The sequence below is a fragment of the uncultured Roseobacter sp. genome (assembly GCF_947499265.1).
Lineage (GTDB): Bacteria > Pseudomonadota > Alphaproteobacteria > Rhodobacterales > Rhodobacteraceae > Roseobacter.
This window is the reverse complement of sequence record NZ_CANMNK010000009.1, coordinates 119014-138704: the sequence shown is the minus strand read 5'-3', so window position 1 is coordinate 138704 and position 19691 is coordinate 119014. Positions and strand designations below refer to the sequence as shown.

23 protein-coding genes, 2 tRNA genes and 1 pseudogene are annotated in these 19691 nt (G+C 55.0%); 12 read left to right on the top strand and 14 right to left on the bottom strand.

The annotated features are described in order from the left end of the window. Positions 1 to 67: 67 nt before the first annotated feature. Together Q1A63_RS22330 and Q1A63_RS22325 are read right to left on the bottom strand one after the other, a co-directional pair. On the bottom strand, positions 68 to 877 hold the full coding sequence (locus tag Q1A63_RS22330; protein ID WP_298975033.1) for a DUF2059 domain-containing protein: 810 nt from the start codon (positions 875 to 877) through the stop codon (positions 68 to 70). 3 nt (positions 878 to 880) lie between these two features. Then, positions 881 to 1720: a DUF2059 domain-containing protein gene (locus Q1A63_RS22325; RefSeq protein WP_299632500.1), complete on the bottom strand. Its 840-nt coding sequence runs from the start codon at positions 1718 to 1720 to the stop codon at positions 881 to 883. A 160-nt stretch (positions 1721 to 1880) separates the two neighbouring features. On the opposite strand from Q1A63_RS22325, the gene Q1A63_RS22320 reads away from it, so the two are divergent. Next, positions 1881 to 2017: transfer RNA gene (locus tag Q1A63_RS22320), tRNA-Ser, on the top strand. A 133-nt stretch (positions 2018 to 2150) separates the two neighbouring features. Next, a pseudogene (locus tag Q1A63_RS25700) lies at positions 2151 to 2843 on the top strand (SOS response-associated peptidase). Positions 2844 to 3049: 206 nt separating this feature from the next. Here the strand turns inward: Q1A63_RS25700 and Q1A63_RS22305 are convergent. The 6 genes from Q1A63_RS22305 to Q1A63_RS22280 all read right to left on the bottom strand — a co-directional run bounded on the left by Q1A63_RS22305 (position 3050) and on the right by Q1A63_RS22280 (position 8782). Next, entirely contained in the window at positions 3050 to 3496 is a 447-nt protein-coding gene (locus Q1A63_RS22305; RefSeq protein WP_298975085.1) for a hypothetical protein, read from the bottom strand. A gap of 316 nt (positions 3497 to 3812) precedes the next feature. Further along, the gene (locus Q1A63_RS22300; protein WP_298975038.1) at positions 3813 to 5459 is read right to left on the bottom strand and encodes a DUF4139 domain-containing protein; all 1647 of its coding nucleotides are present in this window, start codon (positions 5457 to 5459) and stop codon (positions 3813 to 3815) included. Between the two features lie 207 nt (positions 5460 to 5666). Then, complete coding sequence (locus Q1A63_RS22295; RefSeq protein ID WP_298975039.1) at positions 5667 to 5882, bottom strand: hypothetical protein; 216 nt, start codon at positions 5880 to 5882, stop codon at positions 5667 to 5669. A gap of 114 nt (positions 5883 to 5996) precedes the next feature. Beyond that, the gene (locus Q1A63_RS22290) at positions 5997 to 6998 is read right to left on the bottom strand and encodes a hypothetical protein (protein WP_299632498.1); all 1002 of its coding nucleotides are present in this window, start codon (positions 6996 to 6998) and stop codon (positions 5997 to 5999) included. 246 nt (positions 6999 to 7244) lie between these two features. Next, positions 7245 to 8051, bottom strand: a complete 807-nt coding sequence (locus Q1A63_RS22285) for an FRG domain-containing protein (protein WP_298975068.1) — start codon at positions 8049 to 8051, stop codon at positions 7245 to 7247. A gap of 56 nt (positions 8052 to 8107) precedes the next feature. Then, on the bottom strand, positions 8108 to 8782 hold the full coding sequence (locus tag Q1A63_RS22280) for a recombinase family protein (protein ID WP_298975069.1): 675 nt from the start codon (positions 8780 to 8782) through the stop codon (positions 8108 to 8110). A gap of 121 nt (positions 8783 to 8903) precedes the next feature. Between Q1A63_RS22280 and Q1A63_RS22275 the strand changes: the two genes are divergently transcribed. The 8 genes from Q1A63_RS22275 (at position 8904) to Q1A63_RS22240 (ending at position 13544) form a co-directional block, all read left to right on the top strand. Then, a complete protein-coding gene (locus Q1A63_RS22275) occupies positions 8904 to 9113 on the top strand; it encodes a hypothetical protein (protein WP_298975070.1) in 210 nt (69 codons plus the stop codon). A gap of 10 nt (positions 9114 to 9123) precedes the next feature. Continuing rightward, positions 9124 to 9297: a hypothetical protein gene (locus Q1A63_RS22270; RefSeq protein WP_298975071.1), complete on the top strand. Its 174-nt coding sequence runs from the start codon at positions 9124 to 9126 to the stop codon at positions 9295 to 9297. A 13-nt stretch (positions 9298 to 9310) separates the two neighbouring features. Then, a tRNA-Ser gene (locus Q1A63_RS22265) sits at positions 9311 to 9400 on the top strand. Between the two features lie 150 nt (positions 9401 to 9550). Further along, on the top strand, positions 9551 to 10744 hold the full coding sequence (locus Q1A63_RS22260; protein WP_299632497.1) for a site-specific integrase: 1194 nt from the start codon (positions 9551 to 9553) through the stop codon (positions 10742 to 10744). After that, complete coding sequence (locus Q1A63_RS22255; RefSeq protein WP_299632496.1) at positions 10741 to 11670, top strand: hypothetical protein; 930 nt, start codon at positions 10741 to 10743, stop codon at positions 11668 to 11670. The genes Q1A63_RS22260 and Q1A63_RS22255 overlap by 4 nt, the downstream gene beginning before the upstream one ends. 119 nt (positions 11671 to 11789) lie before the next feature. Further along, on the top strand, positions 11790 to 12002 hold the full coding sequence (locus Q1A63_RS22250) for a MerR family transcriptional regulator (protein WP_298975076.1): 213 nt from the start codon (positions 11790 to 11792) through the stop codon (positions 12000 to 12002). Next, a complete protein-coding gene (locus Q1A63_RS22245; RefSeq protein WP_298975078.1) occupies positions 12002 to 12427 on the top strand; it encodes a helix-turn-helix domain-containing protein in 426 nt (141 codons plus the stop codon). Before Q1A63_RS22250 ends, Q1A63_RS22245 begins: the two co-directional genes overlap by 1 nt. A 97-nt stretch (positions 12428 to 12524) precedes the next feature. Further along, a complete protein-coding gene (locus Q1A63_RS22240) occupies positions 12525 to 13544 on the top strand; it encodes a site-specific integrase (protein WP_298975080.1) in 1020 nt (339 codons plus the stop codon). A gap of 130 nt (positions 13545 to 13674) precedes the next feature. Here Q1A63_RS22240 and Q1A63_RS22235 read toward each other — a convergent pair whose 3' ends face one another. The 5 genes from Q1A63_RS22235 to Q1A63_RS22215 form a co-directional block, all read right to left on the bottom strand. Continuing rightward, complete coding sequence (locus Q1A63_RS22235) at positions 13675 to 14214, bottom strand: HEPN domain-containing protein (protein WP_298975081.1); 540 nt, start codon at positions 14212 to 14214, stop codon at positions 13675 to 13677. Beyond that, a complete protein-coding gene (locus tag Q1A63_RS22230; RefSeq protein ID WP_298975083.1) occupies positions 14207 to 15292 on the bottom strand; it encodes a DUF262 domain-containing protein in 1086 nt (361 codons plus the stop codon). Before Q1A63_RS22230 ends, Q1A63_RS22235 begins: the two co-directional genes overlap by 8 nt. 379 nt (positions 15293 to 15671) lie before the next feature. Next, entirely contained in the window at positions 15672 to 16118 is a 447-nt protein-coding gene (locus Q1A63_RS22225) for an SRPBCC family protein (RefSeq protein ID WP_298975107.1), read from the bottom strand. Positions 16119 to 16153: 35 nt separating this feature from the next. Then, the gene (locus Q1A63_RS22220; RefSeq protein WP_298975109.1) at positions 16154 to 16612 is read right to left on the bottom strand and encodes an SRPBCC family protein; all 459 of its coding nucleotides are present in this window, start codon (positions 16610 to 16612) and stop codon (positions 16154 to 16156) included. Between the two features lie 3 nt (positions 16613 to 16615). Continuing rightward, positions 16616 to 17572, bottom strand: coding sequence for an alpha/beta fold hydrolase (locus Q1A63_RS22215; RefSeq protein WP_298975111.1), 957 nt, complete (start codon positions 17570 to 17572; stop codon positions 16616 to 16618). 111 nt (positions 17573 to 17683) lie between these two features. Between Q1A63_RS22215 and Q1A63_RS22210 the strand changes: the two genes are divergently transcribed. Continuing rightward, positions 17684 to 18340, top strand: coding sequence for a hypothetical protein (locus Q1A63_RS22210; protein WP_298975113.1), 657 nt, complete (start codon positions 17684 to 17686; stop codon positions 18338 to 18340). Further along, entirely contained in the window at positions 18340 to 18936 is a 597-nt protein-coding gene (locus tag Q1A63_RS22205; protein WP_298975115.1) for a TetR/AcrR family transcriptional regulator, read from the top strand. Before Q1A63_RS22210 ends, Q1A63_RS22205 begins: the two co-directional genes overlap by 1 nt. A gap of 28 nt (positions 18937 to 18964) precedes the next feature. On the opposite strand, the gene Q1A63_RS22200 is transcribed toward Q1A63_RS22205, so the two are convergent. After that, positions 18965 to 19690, bottom strand: a complete 726-nt coding sequence (locus tag Q1A63_RS22200; protein WP_299632495.1) for an alpha/beta fold hydrolase — start codon at positions 19688 to 19690, stop codon at positions 18965 to 18967. Between the last annotated feature and the right edge of the window lies 1 nt (position 19691).

The window sequence follows — 19691 nt, the reverse complement described above, 5'->3', positions numbered from 1 at the left end:
CGAACCGGACCTGCTTTACGAAGCCGCCAGATGCACCACCCGGGCGCTTATGTCAAGCGTGAATGGATCAGATGTCGTTGCCCACGGCATTCATCGCGACAGCCCGCCCCAGACCGTAGGCAATATCCTTGAACATGGTTTCCGATCCGAAAATCAGCGCGGTATTCAGCGCCTGGCCCGCAGGGCTTTCGGAGAAGGCGAGATAAGCCTGCAGATCAGCAAGATCCAAGGGCTGATAGGCCAGCATGAAATAGCCAAAGAGCCAATCGCGCGCCTCATTGCGCACCGTGCCCTCCGAGGCCCAGACGTCGGAGAGTATATCGCTCTCGGAGCTTTTCAGAAGACCACCATCCGCCATGCCGCGATAAAATTGGTAACTGCTGCTCATGGCGACGGCCACGTTGAGTTCCAGCAGATCATTGGTCTGCACGAATTGCGCCACCAGTGCCGCATGCGGGTCGTCAGATGCGGCCAGCGTATCATAGGCTTCAATCGATGCCTCCTGCACCGCTTCGTCCATCATGGCCTGACGGGCGGCGATTTCCATCTCCATGATCCGTTGACCGCGCAGGCTGTCAAAGAACGTCACCGCGGCATCAAGCGCGTCATCGTCCAGGCCCTGCCGCAGGGCACGAAACAGCACATCCGTCATCACCACCGGATCATAGAGCGCATGAACCTGCGCCTCCCAGAAGGGGCCGCCCTGCCCGTCCAGCATGTCCTCATTAATCGCCTGCGCGTCGCGCAAACCTTCCGCGCGGATCGTCTGGACCAGATCCGGCAACCGCAGCGCATCCATCAAGATGGTCACCCGCGCATCCGCCCACAGCGGTATCGCCGTCAGACAAAACGTGATGACAAGAGCGATTACGCGCATGGGTCAGAGGTCTTGGCTTGGCCGCAACGACTGCATCCGCTGGGCCACGGCCTCATATCGGTTCGCCATGATCTCGAACTGCACGGCGTTCATCAATTCATAGACCTGCCGCATCTTCGGATTTTCCAGGGCATCCGCGTAGGCCGTGATTTCGTCATCTGAAAACGCCTGATAGGTATAGGCCGATCCGGACAAGGCGGAGCGCTGCATGCTGAGCCGCATCTCGCCTTCCTGCGATTTCAGGCTTTCGCGCAGGTCTTCCTCATCCATGCGCAGATCGATCACGCCGGCCGAAGCCGCCGCCATGAGGAACCGCACCTGCACCTCCTGAATGGCCCGGATGGAGGCGTCCTCGGACCCGGTGGCATTGTTCAGGCGTTTCAGCTCCTCAAGACGGGGGGAGCCAAGCTGCAATAGCCCGGCGACAATGGCCTCGCCGCTCTCGGTCTTCAGCTGTTCGTCCTCTTTCATGTGAGAGGCGTTTTCAGCGAGCACGAGGCGTTGTCCGAGGGCGGAGGCATAGAATTCGACCGCGTGATTCAAATTCTCCTCGTCAAGCGTTTGGGACAGGATGTCGATGGCCATTGAATGCATCTGCTCGGTGTCGAAGACTTCCTCCACCAGCCGCGTCCATTCCGTGCCGAAATCATCCGCCTCCAGCCCGATCATATTGGGTGCTGTCTCCGCCGACAGCCGGATGCTTTCCAGCGCGACATCAAACCCGGTCACTTCCATGAAAGCTTCGAGGCGGTCCAGATTTGACGCACGCACCCCGGTTGCGGCTGCCACGCCCATCAGCGCAACCATCAGCACCAGAGCATAATTTCGGATCAGGGCGGTCATGTCGGTCTCCTGTGATTATTGGTATCTGTTCGATGTTGGGCGAGAGTCTAGGGGAATTGTGTCTCGGGGCAATGAAATTCCCCATGTGCAGCGGTCGCTGGCCAATCTCCCCTTGTCACAGCATCAAAAGGCGCATAAATACTGTCCACCAGACCCCCGCGGAGAGGTGCCGGAGTGGTCGAACGGGGCGGTCTCGAAAACCGCAATATTGCGCTTTAATTCAATGATGTAGGATTAAAACGCAATTGGAATGAATAGAGAACATTTCGGGAATCCTTGAAACCCCGCTTTTCACCAGAACCAAGGCAGTTATTAAAAACCATCAAAGCAACCCATTCTCGACACCGAACCAACAGCCCACCCACGCTCTACGATTCAGCACAATAAATCATCTATTGTCTGCCTCAGGATCGCCTCCTAAGCTTCCAACATGTGTGGAAGATTAGTCGGTGGGAACCTAACGCAAGCCCAGATGCTAGAGATCATCGAGGACTTCCTCTACGAGAAGGCTTCGCTTGACGACAACGCGCGCCAACCGGCCACCGGGTGGAACATCAAGCCAACACAATCGGTTAGCATGATCCGTCAGAAAGACGAAGGGTACCTTCTCACCACCGCCCGCCGGTGGTTTGTGCCACATTGGTTCAAGCACGATGTGAAAGATTGAAAACAGACCACATTCAACGCTCGCATTGAGACCGCTGCCGACAAACCCACATTCAAAACGGCTTGGAATCATGCGCGATGCGCTATTCTAGCAATCGGATACTATGAGTGGACGGGTCCGAAGAACGACCGGCGACCAAACTACATCACCATCCAAACAAACGCACCGGTGCTCTTCTTCGCAGGGCTGCACTCGACATTGCCAGACGGAACGAAAACCTGCACCCTTCTGACGCGAGAGCCATCCGAGCAGATCGCTCACATTCATAACCGAATGACTGTGCTGATGACGCAGGACGAACTGAACGGCTGGATCAGAGGCGAAATCACCACAACCGTCGCCAAAAATTCACTTGGTATGGGATGGGAGGGGCGTTTCAAGTACCACGAAGTCAATAATATTGGCCGTGATGACGATGGCCCGGAGCTTATCGAACCGATTGAAAAACTGGTTTGAAACGGCTCCGATTCTTTCATATCCTAGTGACGGCTCGCAGCCCAAAGCGGACCTTCGTTTTGAGCGGTCGATGACAGTATCGCAGGACTTTACGGCGATTAAGTGTACTCAATGTAAAGTCCGCTTCGTCTCTTGACGTTCTTAAGGCTAATTAGATTGGAAGCGCGGCGTTGACCCCACCTTCTGTTCCGCATCATACGCTACTCTTACGGCAGCGAGTGTTTTTGCTTCTCCGCGAGCGCTTTTACGGCTCTCATCCGCACATCATCGGCCGGACCAGTTGGGTTCAGGTCCGCGGCAGCTTTCACAGCTATGTCATAGCGGCCTGTTGCGAGAGCATGCTCTATCGTCAACCTAAGGGCATCCTGCCGCATGTCCTGTTTCCAGAACCGCTCAGTGATGGCGAGCATCTGCTCGGCATCGTCCGCCTCGTGATTGATCGGAGTCGGTTCGTAAATTGTGATCGAGGGTAGCACGCTCGTAAACAGCCAAAGCAGCACCAGCATGGCGGCAGGAACAATGACGATACCAATTGCCTCGCGGATGCGTTCGCCCATTGGGTCATGCACGTCCGCGCCAGCAACTTTGTAGAGTCCAACCAACGCGGTTGCGAGTACCACCAACTTCGTCACAAGCTCCGTAGAAATCTCCATAGCCAATCACTCCTCAGACCTAAATTAGTAGGGGGCACGCCTCATATTACGAAGATGGTTTCTAAGGTCATTAGAGCCTTGCACCTGACTTTGCAAAGGTCTGGGCGCTCCTCCTAGCTGCCGGGCTATAGGCGTCATCCGAGAGTTTTAGTCAGTTGAACCGCGGCAGCCCAAAGCGGTCATTGGATTTGTAGCCCCGATACTACGTAAGCGAACTTTGCCGCCATTCGCTTCGGAGCAACGACCTAAAGATTGCGCACGAGTGCTCTACGGTCAATTCCGAAGTGTCGGGTCCCCAGAAATCGGAATTCAATTCCTACTCAAGTGACTTATCTTCAGGCCAGCGAATGCTTTGGCTCACTGAAACGACTATCTCTTCATTCGGTCTAACTTCGAGGTCCCACTTCAGGACACCTCTCATGAAATCGTAGTTCTCTTCCGATGGTTCGGGATCAGCTGTGAATGTAATCTGAAGCTCTTCTTGTTCGCTGTAAGGAACCTGGCCAATCAGTTCCAAAGAATAAGACTGGTCGCCCAGATTCTTCACAGTGATCAGGGTTTCTTCGTCTCGAACATTGGAGCGATTTAGAATGCCACTGTCGCCGTCGCTTCGGTCGAGAACCTTCAGATCCAGTCTAAGGTCTTCTATTGGCCCGAAAGCGAGGATACCTTCATCACCGGCAAGGATCTCAGGCATGTCAGACAGCCCAACGAATTGATTTTCCACTGAAAATAGGGTCTCGTTTGACGAAAGGAAAGGCTCGTCGGTCGTGTTCTTGAATCGCGCCATCAGGTACGCCGTTTCGTCTCTGAGTGGGACCGCTCTCGCGAACACGACCGCAGGCAATGTGATCGTATCCAGAGCGATCCGAGCCGCGTCCACATCGTTTGCAACCGTGATGCGTGCAGGCACATCGTAGGTAACTCCTGGTCCATCATAGGTTGCAGCTGCAGCTTCTTCTACGATAACAGGTGCCTCGACAATCGGCTCTGCTAACTGCACTGAGCCGCGGTCAAGTGACTGCAAAGGTGGTGCGGGATCCACCGCCACAAGCTTTCGTGGAAAAACCGAAGAGGGTTTCAGTTTTTCCGACACCGTCAGTGTAGACAAGCGTACTTCTACATCGTTCCAATCCTCTCCACTGGACTGCTCTATAGCGGCTCCTCGCCGAATGCCAATCTGTGCTGTTTTTGCCGTCGAAAGGGTCACATCGTAGAGCGGCTCCCAGCTGGCGGAAACGAAATAAGAAACGGAGAGTTCTGCAGTTGCAGCTGTGTCCGTCGACAAAGTGATGGCCGCTTGAAAACGATCCTCGTCCGATGTCAGCAAGGCTGCTAGAGCTTCCTCCGCCTCTTCGAGTGCTTGTTCCAGGCTTTCTCGTGTCTCTCGCATGCCGCGGACGGTTTTTTCCGCATCTAGTATCTGTAGCCGTGCGCTCTGGGTTTGTTCTCCGACCATAACTGCAACTTCATTCAAGTCGCCGGCGTCCGATGATAAACCTTCATTCCTAGCCAGCGCTTTGAGAAACTCTATCTGCAATTTGGCGGCTTCCGCCGCTGACATTACGCGCGCTTCTTGGTCCTCGTGATCGGCCAAGCTCTTCTGGGCAACCATCAATTGCTCGCGCGCCGTTACAACGTCGTCTGTTTCCTCTTCAGAGAGAGGGGGCAATGCATCTTTCCGTACCGACACCGGTCCCAAGACTGCGTTGGTCACGGTGACTTGCGGAATTTGATACTCCAATTCGGGCGGCAAGTCTGGAAGAATAACATCGTGCCGTCCAACGGGCAACTCAACGGTCAAATTGCGAGTCACCTTGGCGCCTTCAGTATACACTATCACCGAGCTAGGCGCGCTTGTTACAACGTATGTCTCGCAGAACAAAGGAGACGCAACACATACCAAAACTGAACTCAAAACCTTGCTTTTCATGACCGTAAAACTCTCTCGTTCGAAACTCATTCACAGTGCCCTCCTTCGGTCCCAATTGAAACATATTTTTGAATTCAACTCCGCTAGGAGCTCCGTGCAGAAACTCGCTAAATGCACCTTCGAAAATCCGCTTTCGGGAAACGGTCCGGACTTTGCAAGGTCCGGTTTCTGCGCTTAGCTGCCGTACCGTGAAGGGCCAGCACTGACAAACTCGGACTTGGAGGCGACCTTTGGCTCCTAATATTTCAACGACTGGTCTAGGCCGTTTTCACGTGCCTCACCAAGCGCATAAAGCAAGAGTATTGCCAGCAACGGCGATCCGACAAGACTGATCAAAACCCAGATCAACCGGCTTCGGTTACGTGCCTGTGCCATCTGGGCGGGGACAACAAAGTAGAGCCAAATCGCAATGGCCAGCGCAAGCAAATACCCGATCAAGAAAAATCCGTCCAATGCGAAGGCCTCCTAATATTTCATCTTCCGATGTCGGCAAGGCGGACGAAGCGGACATTCAAAGAAGCGAAATCAGTGTCTGCTTTTCCGGTGAACGATTGGGAACCTGTCCTACTAACTCGGGACCTCTACAATGCGAGCCGTGACGTTTCCATTTATCCATGCGCCTCTATTGAAATTTCCTGCTCCTGAACCAGTCTCTGCATACAGAGATATGTAAATTTTCTGGGGCAAACGGACGATTTTGGTATCTCCATCAATCTCCACGTTCAATTCTATATACTGGAACCTGTCTTCTAGGAAGCGTGCTTCTATTCGCCCACCTCCGCTTCTCGAAAATTCTTCGAAGTCGATGCTGCCTGGGAGGAATGCGCGGCCACTCCCTGCATCTAATTCGACAACTCTCTGCACGGTTCGTCCGCCCGTACCGGCCGCTTGCACCTTTAGCGAGTCAACAAATATCGGCCCAAAGGAGGACGCACTTTGCTCAAGTGCTGCCCACCGAAGAACCGGCAATTCCGGATCATCTGTCAATGGTCCTTCCAAATTTAGTTTCACCCATTCAGAAAATATCTTATTCTCGGGTCCCCAGCGGACTTGGATTTCGTTTTCGTAACCTGGGATCAGCTCCAGTTCACCCTCACGACCATCGTCTTGGAACCAAGCCCCTGAGAAGACGATGAATCCAGACCCGCTGAAATCGCCGCCAATAATTCTGATGGAACCCTTCGAACGGCCCGGCGCATTAGAGTATCGCGCCGCTCGGCCAGAGTCTTCAAATACGACCTCACCCCATTGCTCTCCTCCATTCCAACTGGTCCGCCCTAGTTCTTCCTCCAACCAACGCAATGCTAATTCGTTGAGAGTATCTGCCGATTTTGTTCCGTCATCCTTTGGCCAAACAGGATAAAAAAGTGCCAGAGTAATCAGAAAGACAATAGGGGTAGAACGCTTCAGTAGTAGAGCTTGGTGTTCTCTTGGCTTTGGCACTTTGAGCGGACCAATCTCAAGGCCTCCAAACCAAGGCGTTAGCAAGAGGCTCAACGAAATCAGAACGAAAGCGGTTGCGACTCCATCCGGGATCCCCAACAAACCATATGTACTGGCGTAATCCATTTTCAAATCCACTCATCGAAATCTGTAGTCGCAGAATGTGGGCTGTCACTAAGGTAAAACCATAGCGCAATAACCTCTATTTGGAAGAGTGATGTAGATTGCAGCATTGCCGATTCTGGTAAGGAATTCGGTTTGACAAGGCGGACGTTCGTGCGACGCGCAGCATACGCGAGGTTCGGGCTCACAGCAGACATTGGCTCCTATTCTCTCATCCATCGTTCCAAAGATCTCTCGGTTGATCGATTCTCAAACGAGATGCCTATGACGCACCGCGTGGGCTATCGAGGAACCGATCCCTTCAAGACCGGGAAACAGTGTCGCATGGTTTACTCCCATGCTGAGCAGTCGATCCATAAGATACCACTTTCGCCCGTTGGGAATTATGAATTTGACAAAAGCGGTAGTTTGCTCATGAGGGTCAGTGGGATTAACCGGTGTCTCCCTTAAGATCTCCCGACGATCAAGAGGCGTGAATTCCAGTTCGTTCTCTCCAAACGACTGGATAGTAAACATCGACTTTTGCGCGATTACGCGCCTATCAATTGTAGATGGCGCAATCATCATCAACCTACCCCTGTGAGGCAATCCCGCCGGATACGGTCCATCAATTGTTGTGCCAATTTGACCAGTAGGTGAGATTAAATAAAGCGCAGCATCAGTATTTTCTTTAGAAGAATACAGCGCGAAATAAAGCGCGACCAGCGGATCCCGTGACCAATCCAACAGCCTAGTTGGACAGCCGAAGTGCTGCATTATCGCTAAGTCGTTGCGAGTCGAACGCTCGATTGTAGTGAGAAACGGATATCCCTCCGAGAAGAACCGATTGGAGATTCTCTTCTCTACGGCATCGTAAGCTCTTTCGTTGTGCCGCGGCCCACGCCCTACGTTGATTCCCCCAATACCTTGACGGTAAAGGCTTGGAACAAGTTCCCAATCCGCATCAGACTGCCCACGAAACAGCATGTCCCTTGAAGATGACTTCTCTCGAAACAGAGTAAAAAGGTCATCAAGACCAGCCAACCTAGGTAAGGTCAGTCTTTCCATCGCTCGCATTGATTACTCGTTACCTCCTGCACTGGCATGCTCAAATAAATCTCGCACTTCATCCCCTATTCATCGTCACCTTCAAGCGGCGGATCGCTCAGCTCAAGGCCGGGAAACCCTTCACGCTTCCAATTGTAGTACATCTGCGGCGCGTTGATCTTTGGTGCTTTTGGATCTGCGTCGTTCATCGTCTGGATGATTTCAGCAGCCGTCATATCCTTGAGCTTATCGTCCATCAGCAATTCAGTGAACTTGGCCAAACGCTTCGGGTAATCGCGTATCCGATGCTTTGGTCCCGGCTTCCATCCAGTCGCTTGCTTAGAGGCAATTCCCGCTGCGGTACGCTCCGAAATCAACTCACGCTCCATCTGGGCCAGCGCCAACAGTATCGTCATGATCATGCGGCCCATGGGTGTGGTGGTGTTGATTTCCTCAGTGATCGATTTCAACTCGATGTTCTTTTCGTTGAGGTTTTCTATCACCTCAAGAACACCCTTAACCGTGCGCCCTAGCCTATCGAGTTTCCAGACAACCAGCATGTCCCCTGGCCGACACAGGTTCAACACACCCAACAAGCCAGGCCGCTGCATATGCGCACCTGTCATCTTGTCGCCGAAGATCATGCCGGGCGAAACGCCGTACTCAATCAAAGCATCTCGCTGCATCTGATCGGTCTGCTCTTCTGTCGAGACCCTGACGTAACCGTACTTCGCCCCTGTGAATTCTTTCTGCTCTTGCATGAAATCTTACATGGCAGGCGAAAATAATTATTACAAGAACTATTTGCTCATTTGCTTGACTTCGGTAAGTGTAATAGTTAGGTAATTATTACACGATCTATTTTATCGAAAAGGATCGAGCATGACTGACGATGAGATACTGGAGCGAGCCGCAGAGATCAAAGAAAAGCGCGAGCGCGCCGCCAGAGGCCGTCGCTTCATGGAAGCGAAAAATGTCCAGCTCGTGGCGTTCGATCAGATCGGAGAAACTGACCGGATTTTTGTTCCGCAGGACCCGGAGCTAGCGGCCATTTTGTGTCGCCTCTTGGGGTGTGAAATCTCAGAAAAATAGAAGGATGTCAGTGACAGGGTACCTGACAGAAGCAATGTTCCAAAAGTACGCTGGCGCTGAGATGCGAAAAGCTGAGGCCAAGCGCGCACAAAAAGAACGGAACAAAAACAGACCAGAACGTGAAACCTTAAAACCGGTTTTAAAACCGACGAAGGGCCTTGCAGGCCAAAAAGGAAAAGCGTAATGAAATCAAACGCGGAGAGGTGCCGGAGTGGTCGAACGGGGCGGTCTCGAAAACCGTTGTGGGTGCAAGCCCACCCAGGGTTCGAATCCCTGTCTCTCCGCCACTACCACATTTTTCTGAATTTGAATGAGCTACCTTGGGCGGCTTTTTTCTTTGTTTGATAAGCGGTTGCGCTGTTTCATCATTTCCTTGAGTTTCTTTCGATGGTGTCTTTATTCTTTCCTTGAGTGGTAGAGAATGTGGTATTTTAGGAATGGCCCTGTCCGGCAAGCTGACAAAGAAGCTGGTGGAAAACCTTGGCCCCGGGCGGCATGGCGACGGGAACGGCCTTTACCTTGTGGTCGATCCGTCTGGTGCGCGGCGCTGGATCGTGCGGGTGGTGGTCAAGGGCCAGAAGAACAAGAAGGGCGCGCCGCTGCGGACGGACTTTGGTTTGGGGGGCGCGGATATCGTTACGATCAACCAAGCGCGGGAGCGGGCGCTGGAATATCGGCGCATGGCCAAGACCGGCCTGAACCCGCGTTTCAATGCCACGCGTGACATTCCCACCTTCGAAGAGTTCGCCAAACAGGTCCACATTGACCGATTGCCCACGTGGAAAAACGCCAAGCATGGTCAACAATGGATCAATACACTGCGCGACTATGCCTTTCCCAAGATTGGCCGGATGCCGATTGACAGTGTTGACCAGCCCGAAGTGATGATGTGTCTCGCCCCGATCTGGACGGAAAAGCACGAAACTGCGAAACGGCTGGCGCAGCGGATCAAGACGGTGCTGGATGTGGCGCGCTCCAAAGGATTCCGGTCTGGCGAAAACCCCGTCACGGCGATCAAGGATGCGCAGGCCTTGCCTAAAGTGAAAGCCAAGGTCAAACACCACAAGGCGATGCACTGGCGTGACGTGCCCGCGTTCTACGCTGATCTGAAAACCCGCAACGCGATGGCCGCTAAAGCGCTGATGTTTACGTGTTTGACCGGATCGCGCACGGGTGAAGTCTTGGGTATGCAGTGGGGCGAGGTCGATCTGGAGGCGCGGGTGTGGACCTGCCCGGCGGTGCGTATGAAAACAGGTGCGGATCACCGCGTGCCGCTGACGGATGAAATGCTGTCGATCATCGAGCCGCTGCAAGCGATGCAATCTGAGTACGTGTTCGAAGGCCAGAAACGCCACAAGCCGCTGTCCAATATGTCGATGCTCATGCTCTTGCGCCGAATGAAGGTTGAGGGGGTCACGGTCCACGGTTTCCGCTCTACCTTCCGCGATTGGGCCTCAGAGGTCGCAAACGCACCACGTGAAGTGGCGGAAATGAGCTTGGCGCATCAGGTTGGGTCAGACGTGGAACGGGCCTATGCGCGGTCGGATCTACTGGACAAGCGCAGGCTGCTGATGGAGCGGTGGTCGGGATATGTGGCCGCCAATGATCACAACGTACTCAAGCTAGCATGAGTCACGATGAAAGCGAACCGCCTTCTGACAAAGGAGTGAGCGGGATACGACGCTCGATCTATCTCGCAGAAAAACAAATGATAAGGGCAGTTTTCGAAGAAGATGTTTCTCTTGGCGAAAGCATAATCAATGATCTCCTTGTTGGAGATGAGAAAACTGTCTCAGATATGGCATTTTCATTTGCCCTGCGTGCCGATCAAGAAGAAACAATAGGCTTTTGTGTTGACCTGCTTATTTATGCCGGGTTCTTCAGTTTTGAGGCCGACTATTGGTGCAATGACGGCAATTCAGTCGAGTTCGATGAGATATTCGATAGCCGTGATGATGTCCCAGAACCGCAGCGGCACCTCAGGAAATGGGTCGCTGAAAAGCAGTCGGCACAAAATGAGTTTGGTGAATTCTATGACCTAAAGCCAGCGATCAAGAACACACATGCAATCTTTAAGGAGGTTGAAAAATACCTTTGCGACAACGGGCAATTGTTCCGGCCAACGTGGTACGCTGCGAGAATAATGAGAGAGTTCACTGCAAGTGGTGAAGGGGGCAGTTTGTTTCTCATCGGTGTTTTATGGGAACAATTGCGCCAGAAGATTACCCATAGTGTCGAACTGATGAAGCGACAGGAGCAAGTCGAAAGGCTTAGAGGCCAGAGTGGAAAAGCGACGGAAACTCTGATTAAGCGAAGCGAGGATTGGAAAGCACATTGCGAAGTCATGGCTCAAGAAATCCTTGCACAAGATCAACGAAAGTACGGCAATTGGTCAGCCATTGGAGGGCAGATATTGTCCGCTGTTGAACGGATGCCGCACGATTCTAAAATTCGTCGATCATATCTTGGAAAAAGGTCAAAAAATAAGCCGCAAGGGACTGAATTGATCGATGTTGCAACAGTCGCGCGTTTCTTAAGTGGCCGACTCAAGACGTAAATCCCGATGGGAAATGCATGCGCTGAATAAACCATAGGCTAGTACGTATTTCAGAGGTGTAAGCGAAATTTGCTGAGAGTAGCCCTTAATAATCCGAAACCACTAAAAGCGGCTTACACATGGCAAACCTATTCGAGCAAAACCGAAACTACGTTCTTGGCGATGAGGAACTCAACCTCATCGGCGACCGGGACAAGCTGGCGCAATGGCGGCACAAAGGCATGGGTCCGGCGTTCTACAAGCTGGGCCGCAAGATCATCTATCGCGGCGCTGATCTCAACACATGGGCAGAGGCAAGCCGGGTCGATCCCTCGAAAGAGGGGGCGGCCTGATGGGTAAACGCGTCTCAACGCGCGGGATCAAGAAACACCGGCATTATACCTATGAGGACGCCGCCTGTATTTTGGGTCTATCTGTCCAAACGGTGCGGGCGTGGAAAGGCGAAGGGTTGAAGGTTCTCGATCAAGGTCGGCCCCACTACATTCTCGGCGAGGCGTTGATCGAGTTCGTGGCGAAACGACAGCAAAAGCGCACGATCACATTGGCCGCAGATCAATTCTATTGCTTCAAATGCCGAGCGCCAAAAAAGCCATTTGGCATGATGGTGGACTATGTGCCGATCAACCAGACAAGAGGTCGTCTCGAAGCGCTTTGTGAGACCTGCGAACGCCCATGTCAGAAGTTCAGTGCCGAGGCCAGTTTGGCGGCTTTGAGCGAAGTATTCGCCATTGATAGACGCAGTGGGTCGCAAGCCTAGTCGAACCTCACAAACCTAACGTGAACCATCACTTCGAGGGCTACGGGCAACCCATCTGAAAAATACATCACTTGAGCGGTCAAAAAGGAGTTTCCCAATGCGGAAAACAGTCGAAGCAAACGAGCGGGCGAAACGGGCCTACGTGCATTATCTGGAGCAGGCAAAAGGGCTGGATGAAAAGTCCACAGACAAGGTGTTGTCGGCCCTGTTGAAGTTCGAACAATCAACCGGGTTCAAGCCGTTCAAGCGGTTCCATATCGAGCAACCCGCCAAGTTCAAAACTGATTTGGCGAAGGCCAAAGGCAGGACCGGCAACCCTTTGAGCGGGTCCACCATCGACGCCACCCTGGCATTGGTGCGCGGCTTCTTTGAATGGCTGGCGGGGCAGCAAGGCTACAAGTCCAAGATCACTTACAGCGACACAGCATACTTCAAAAACAGTCTGAAGGCGGCGCGCGCGGCCCACGCTAAACGTGACAAGGAATACCCAAGCGTTGAGGCAGCATACCATGCCTTTCAGGCGATGCCGGACGGGTCCGATTTTGAGAAACGCGATAAGGCGCTCTTTGCCTTCTTTATGCTCACAGGCGCGCGTGTCGGTGCCGTTGCGTCCCTGCGCCTGAAGCACATTGACCTCTTTCACGGCAAGGTTTTGCAAGACGGGCGCGATGTGAATACCAAGTTCTCGAAGACCATCGACACGACATTTTACCCTGTCGATCCGGCCTATCTGGCGTGCTTCACTGCATGGGTTGAGTATCTGCGCCACGAAAAGCTGTTCGGGGGCCAGGACGCGCTCTTTCCCAAGCCTGAGAGAGGCTTTTCTGAGGGCGGTGGTTTTGTCAATCTGGGTCTTTCGCGCGATCCCTACAGCAACGGCAGCAAACTCAACGCCATCATCCGCAACGCCTTTGCTATGGTGCAGTTGCCGGAATACACGCCCCACAGCTTCCGCACGACGCTTGCCATGCTTGGCAAGGAGATGTGCAACGACATGGAGCAATTCAAAGCGTGGTCGATGAACATGGGCCACGACAGCATGGCGGTAACTGTCGGGTCCTACATGCCGGTGTCACGGCAAAGGCAGGCGGAATTGATCAAGGGGATGGCGAGGTAGTGTGGAGGGGTTCTGAGCCTTTGTTGCAGCCTGTTCAAAAGACAGCAAAGCGCAGGAAGCGGACATTGCAAATTTGCAAACTTTTGTGTACCTTGCGGACTCAGCAGCGTTTCATGTCCACTGCAAGACTTCACCCCAATTCAAATGCGGTAACAAAGGATCGAACGACGTATTGAGCAACTCTGTGCGCCCTGTATACGTCATTGAAAGTCGCTGTGGTCGAACGCTCATGAGCGTATGAATTTCTCCAAATAAAGATGCTGTCGTAGCTTTTTTGAAGATCAGTTCGAAACCGTCGCTCAACCACCTTCTCTTTTTCGGCCAACACTTTGTGGAATGTCGTCGAGTTTTTCTTGACGCCGTGGCCCGTCCATTCAGCAAGACCAAATCGACGCGAATATGACTTTAGATCGTTTATGGAAATGCGCGCGTTTAGTCTTTCAAAATCCTTCTCAACATGAGCTTGATACTTGGTGTGAAATTTACCTGCATACTCCACCAGAGTCTCCTTCACGATCCCCTCATATGAGGCGGCAATCGTGACGGCAAACATGCCAGCAATTTCGTTTCGTAACCGCTGCTCAGCACTAGACGTGCCGCTCAGTTTTTCGTCAATGTCGCGAGCCAAGTTACGAATATGTAGAAAGCTCTCGTCTAGACGTTCACTCATGTCCAAACAGGATTTGGTTCGCGATTCTACTCCGCGACTTCACGTTATCAATGTTCGAAGTGTTCGAGAATATCACATCCTTGAATTCTTGGTTGCCAATGAGCTCATCGTATTTGTCCTTCGTAAACTCGGCATCTGGACCTTGCTCCATCAATGACACCATTACAGCTTCCAAAGTAGCTGCGTTCAGAAGTCCCCGTGGACGAAACGGTTTGTCCAGCACGGCGACTATGGCCTCTGTAGCCCGCGAAAAAGTCGCGCTAAATTCTTGGGCGCGATCGGAAGCATAGTTCCTGTTCTTAGACATTTCCGTGGAAAGGAAGTCCTTCATCGGAGGCACATAGTTGGACGTGTTTTTGTAGAACGCCAGAAGTCTCAGGATTAGCTCAACGTCTCGTTGTTTAGGGTCAGGGTCGGGCTTGCCATATATGGTTCGCCAGTTTTCATCACCATTCAGTCGTTCGAGTTCGGTTAGTAGCTTTCCCCGATACACAGCGTTCCGTATCTCTTGTGCATTGAGCGGTTGCCCACCGGTATTCAGTCTTTCAAAGATATGATAGACACTTTCTGGTTGTTCTTCCTCAGGGGTCAGTTGTTTGACAGTTACGCCACGTAAACTGGCATTTTTGATCCTGCGTTTTGTTCGCTCGTCAAGTTCATTGAATGACTTGCCTTCTAAGTCTTTCCGTTGTTCGAGGCCCTTTAGCTTAAATACTTTCCTATTTCCGTTCGCATCTTCCTCGCCGAAGAAACCTTCGAAGAAATACGCTATGGAGGTAATGCGTTGCTGTCCGTCAATCACTTCAAGCTGGCCATCGCTATTCTCATAGAAAAAGACTTGAGGAACAGGGAGTCCGATTGCGAAACTCTCTATCAGAGTTGATGCTCTACGGATGTCCCAAACATATTTTCTCTGGTAGTCGGGAATAATGATGTCGCCACTTTTAAACTTGTTAGCCAGTAGCTCAAGCGTCCAATCGCTTGATGTCACAACGATATTGAATTCAACACTGGATGTCTCAGTGTCATCATCCGTCAAGTACTCAATCTCGACTTCACTATTGGCGGTCACGCTCACTTTACCTCAGTTCCACGGGGTGTTGGGCCTTGCTAGTCTATTCATCTGGGAAAGTACTTCCGATGGTTAGTGGGCGCAACGTCGATGTCTGCTTCGGGCTGCCCGCTGCCGTTGATGCGTCGCGCGGCTAAGGTCGGCGAAGAGCCCATACCTCCCGAATGCTGCGCTCTGCTCAAATAGCGGCAATGCGCCACGAGCCGACATCTAAGTCTTGGGAGGTTTGCGGCCAGTAAGCGGTGATGGGGAGTAGTCTCAGATAATCCTCTAGCGAAATCAGTCTACAATAGAGAGTATGGCAATCGGGCTGCTTGGATTGCCGGAACAAGGTTCTCTAGAGGACCTCGATTGAGGCCAGCGATGATGCTGGCCCCTGATCAAGTCACCCTACCGTCGCGTGGGCCTCGAGGCCCTGAAAGGCCGCATGGTAGGAGTGCAGCATCATCGGCCGGACCTCCTCCAGCACTTCTGGCTCGGCGTCGAAATGTGCCGTCCAGATCGCAAGCACGCCGTCGTCGGTCTGCTCCGTGGTGACGGTGCCGCCGAGGTTCTCCACCGGGAACGGCGGGTTGGCAATGGCGTAGCCGAAGCGCCCCGCATCGCGGTCGTTCTCGGTGATCGTCTCCTGCAATTCGTAGCCATCAAGCTGCGGGTCGGGATGCGCCATGACGCAAACGCGCGCCGATCCGGCGGCGTCCCCCTCGCAGGTGTCGGATTTCAGGAACGGAACCCATTTGCTCCAGGCCGGATCGTGCACGGCGGCGCGCACGGCGTCGAGCGGTGCGTCGATGTGGGTTGCAAGGCTCACGGAGGCGGATGTCTTGGTCATTTTTTCAGTCCTATCTGTATTGAGATTTCGGTCGATCAGGCCATCACGCCTTCGACGTGACGCGCGTTGCCATCCAGCGCCTTGGCCATCTTGCCGCGCAGCATGGGTTTCATCATCGGCAGCATCAGCATGCCGATTGGGCCCATGGGCGGCTTGAAGTCCATGGTGAAGATCAACTCGCTCCGGTTCGGGCCCAACTCGCGCACTTCGAACAGGCAGGTCGCGCCTTTCATCGGCATGGTCGTGTCGTCGATGACGAGGCCGAGTTTCCGCCCCGGCTCGTACTGGTTGATGGTTTCGCGCAGGTATTGGCTGCCGTCCGCGTTGAGATCGCACTGGCGCTTCGCGCCGAGGCCGGTTTCCGCGCTGCCTGGCAGGATGCGCGAAGCGGCGAGGTTTTCGTTCCATTTCGCGATGCCGCCGTAATCGTCGAGGCTTTTCCAGACCTCGGACGCGGGGGCATCAATTTTGCGGCGGGTGGTGACTTTTGCCATGGGTTAGTTCTCCAGATTAGTGTTCAGGAAGTCAGTGAGGGCGGCGACGTAAGCCGCAGGCGCCTGCGCTTGCAGGAAGTGTCCAGTCTCCGGCAGGCGGGTGATATCGCCAGCGTTCGTGCCGAGTTTCGCCGCGAGATCGGCGATCACGATGTCGGCTGCAAAGAAGCCATCCTGTTCGCCAAAGATGATGGCGGTGGGTCCGTCATAGGCGGCAAGATCAGTGGTAAGCGCCTCACCACCCTGCATGAAAGCTGGGACGGCCATGCCGAAAAATGCGGCGTAGGCGGTGCTTGCACCCACAAGATCCGCGCCATAGGCATCGACCTCCTCGGCGGGTGCGGTGCCGGGGCCGGAATAGCCCTGATCCATCCACATCTGCGCCATGTCTCGCGCCGCAGCCGGGTCATCGAGATCCGCGAAGGCGTCCGTGGGCGAGACCTGACCGGCCATCATCTGCATCACGAGCGGCGCAGGCGTGACGCCATCGAGACCGGCCAGCGTGTTGGTCGCGACGACCGCTGACAGCCGTTCGGGTGCCTGCCCGACCATGGCCCACCCGGTCATGCCGCCAACGTCGTGGAGGACCAGCGCGAAGTTCTCGATCCCGAGCATGTCGGCCAGCGCGAACATCCGCACGGCGCGGGCGTCGGTCGCGTAGGCGGCCATATCGTCCGGCCTGTCGGACGCCCCGTGGCCCAGAAGGTCAGGCGCGATGACACGGTAACCCGCAGCGGCGATCTGTGGGGCGACGTCCCGATAGAGGTAGGACGAAGTCGGGATACCGTGCAGCAGCATGACAGCAGGATCGGCAGGGTCGCCGAGATCAAGATAGGCAATGCCGTGCCCGCCAATGTCCGCGCGTTCGAGCGTTGCGCGATGGGCTTCCCGTGGGGTTTCAGCCCAGGCGGGCTGCCCTGCCACGAACAAGAGCACGGTCGAAAGAAGAAGATGTTTCATGGATTTCCTCTGGTCGGAAGGGTGAAGTCTGTGTATCACTACAAGTGAAGTGCTATAACACTACGTATGAAGTGAAATGATTGTCAACGCAGAATCCAAAAGAGGTTGCCCTTGCCCGTCAAACCCCTTGATCCATTGAGCCTGGTGCCCGGATCGTCCAACCTTTTCACCGCGCGCCGAGGGGCTGCCCGGATGATGGCGGCGCGTCTGGCCGACGGCGCGCTGGCGCTTTACTCGCCTGTCCCTGCGCCCGATTCGGAGGCTGTCGACGCGGCCCGTGCGCGCGGCGGGGTCGCGGCCATCATCGCGCCGTCGCCTTATCATCATCTCGGCATCGCGGCATGGATGGATGCTTTTCCAGAGGCATCGCTCTGTGCACCCGAGGGTGCCTGCGACCGGCTGGAGAAACGTCTGGGTGTTCGACCATCAGCAAAGATGCCGTCACTCGTCGATGGTGCTGCGTTTCTCTTTCCCGAGGGTCTGAAGGCACCGGAGGTCTGGCTCCGCGCGGAAACGGCGGACGGCGTCGCGTGGGCCGTCTGCGACGCGTTCGCGGGGCCGGCGGGCACGGACGACGCGCCCGCCACGGAGCCCAAGGCGCGGGGAGCCTTTGCCACAATGTGCCTTGGCGATCCGCCGCGCTACAAGGCCTGGGCGCTCGCGCAGATCGAGCGGGACCAGCCGACGCAGCTTTTTCCGGCGCATGGCAATCGCGTCGCAGGAACTGGACTTGCGATGGGCTTGAAAGACATTGTGGAGGGTCTCTGATGGCGCGTCCAAAAAGTTATGACCGTGCAGAGGTTGTCGAGCGCGTGCGCAATCTGTTCTGGAAGCACGGCTATCAGGGGCTTGGCATTCGCGCCATCGAGGAGGAGACCGGCCTCGGGCGCTTTGCGATCCGCACCGAATTCGGCGGTAAAGAAGGGCTGATGCTTGAAGCGCTCTCGTCCTATTCCGGCGACACCGAAACCTATGTCTATGACGTCCTTCGCAAGCGTGACGATCCTCAAGCCATCGTCGAGGTTCTCGAAGGCATGGTCGCGCCGCACCCCGAGACGCTGAGGCACCTGGGCTGTCTTATGGTCAACACTACCATCGAGAACGTATCGCTCGACAGCGGCCCACTCCGCGAAGCGACCGACCGGCATTTCGACACGCTGAGGGACGAAGTCGCGGCGTTGTTGATCCGGGGCCGCGCGACCGGAACGGTGCGGGATGATGTCGATCCGGCCTCCGCAGCGGAGTTCGTCAAGGGCGCCGTGATGGCGGCAATGGTGCTCAACCGGGCAGCGGGCGACGCCTCGGGCGGGAACTCGTTTATGCGCGAGGCGGTTCGGACCGTGGAGGGCTGGGCCGCGGGTTGAGCGCCCCGCCTCACGGGTGGCGTTTTGCTCAGTCCGCCAGACGGTCTGCCAGCCAAATCTGCAGCCGCAGCCGGCCCGCGTTTCCAACGACATGGGGCACGCCCTCGTCAAACGGGGTGACCCGCCGCCCGGCCGCGGCAAGCATGGCCCGGGTCAGCGCGATGTCTTGTTCGGAGATCAGGGGATCCAGTCGCCCGTGCGCTGCGAGAACTGGCAGCGGCGCGGTGGCTTGTGGTGTGGCGAGGTCACTTGGCAGTGCCCCCGCGAAGGCCGCCACGCTGGCCACAGCTTCGGGTCGGTCCAGCGCAAGCGCCAGGGCGAGCGTTCCGCCTTGGGAGTATCCGACGACATGGATATCGTCCGAGGCTGCTCCAGTGGCCTCCGCGATCCGCGGCAGCAGGGTTGCGAGATCATCCACCGCGCGCTCGACCGCGCCTGGTGCTATGACGATCCCGCCCGCTTCCGCCGCAAAGCGGAACCAGGCATAGCCACCGTCCTCCAGCGCGAGCGGCGCCCGAACCGCAACATAGACATGCGGAAAATCGAGCTCGACCGGCAGCAGCGTCGCGATCTGCGGCTCGCTGGCCCCGTATCCATGCAGGCCTACGATGAGCGCAGGATCGGCCCCTTCCCCGCGCGAGATCACCTGAACGACGGCCTCTCTTGCATCCGGGATCGCCACCGTCTCGGCACGGCTTGCGGCGCCCGAAAGCGCCGCAAGAAGGCTCGTCACCGCGAGCGTCACGACCCGCATG

Coding starts and splice junctions, on each gene's coding strand:
- Q1A63_RS22235 (WP_298975081.1), bottom strand. CDS start 14,214: ATGAGTGAACGTCTAGACGAGAGCTTTCTACATATTCGTAACTTGGCT.
- Q1A63_RS22260 (WP_299632497.1), top strand. CDS start 9,551: ATGGCCCTGTCCGGCAAGCTGACAAAGAAGCTGGTGGAAAACCTTGGC.
- Q1A63_RS22300 (WP_298975038.1), bottom strand. CDS start 5,459: ATGAGTTTCGAACGAGAGAGTTTTACGGTCATGAAAAGCAAGGTTTTG.
- Q1A63_RS22255 (WP_299632496.1), top strand. CDS start 10,741: ATGAGTCACGATGAAAGCGAACCGCCTTCTGACAAAGGAGTGAGCGGG.
- Q1A63_RS22250 (WP_298975076.1), top strand. CDS start 11,790: ATGGCAAACCTATTCGAGCAAAACCGAAACTACGTTCTTGGCGATGAG.
- Q1A63_RS22240 (WP_298975080.1), top strand. CDS start 12,525: ATGCGGAAAACAGTCGAAGCAAACGAGCGGGCGAAACGGGCCTACGTG.
- Q1A63_RS22305 (WP_298975085.1), bottom strand. CDS start 3,496: ATGGAGATTTCTACGGAGCTTGTGACGAAGTTGGTGGTACTCGCAACC.
- Q1A63_RS22280 (WP_298975069.1), bottom strand. CDS start 8,782: ATGCAAGAGCAGAAAGAATTCACAGGGGCGAAGTACGGTTACGTCAGG.
- Q1A63_RS22285 (WP_298975068.1), bottom strand. CDS start 8,051: ATGCGAGCGATGGAAAGACTGACCTTACCTAGGTTGGCTGGTCTTGAT.
- Q1A63_RS22200 (WP_299632495.1), bottom strand. CDS start 19,690: ATGCGGGTCGTGACGCTCGCGGTGACGAGCCTTCTTGCGGCGCTTTCG.
- Q1A63_RS22275 (WP_298975070.1), top strand. CDS start 8,904: ATGACTGACGATGAGATACTGGAGCGAGCCGCAGAGATCAAAGAAAAG.
- Q1A63_RS22215 (WP_298975111.1), bottom strand. CDS start 17,572: ATGAAACATCTTCTTCTTTCGACCGTGCTCTTGTTCGTGGCAGGGCAG.
- Q1A63_RS22220 (WP_298975109.1), bottom strand. CDS start 16,612: ATGGCAAAAGTCACCACCCGCCGCAAAATTGATGCCCCCGCGTCCGAG.
- Q1A63_RS22330 (WP_298975033.1), bottom strand. CDS start 877: ATGCGCGTAATCGCTCTTGTCATCACGTTTTGTCTGACGGCGATACCG.
- Q1A63_RS22325 (WP_299632500.1), bottom strand. CDS start 1,720: ATGACCGCCCTGATCCGAAATTATGCTCTGGTGCTGATGGTTGCGCTG.
- Q1A63_RS22245 (WP_298975078.1), top strand. CDS start 12,002: ATGGGTAAACGCGTCTCAACGCGCGGGATCAAGAAACACCGGCATTAT.
- Q1A63_RS22205 (WP_298975115.1), top strand. CDS start 18,340: ATGGCGCGTCCAAAAAGTTATGACCGTGCAGAGGTTGTCGAGCGCGTG.
- Q1A63_RS22290 (WP_299632498.1), bottom strand. CDS start 6,998: ATGGATTACGCCAGTACATATGGTTTGTTGGGGATCCCGGATGGAGTC.
- Q1A63_RS22225 (WP_298975107.1), bottom strand. CDS start 16,118: ATGACCAAGACATCCGCCTCCGTGAGCCTTGCAACCCACATCGACGCA.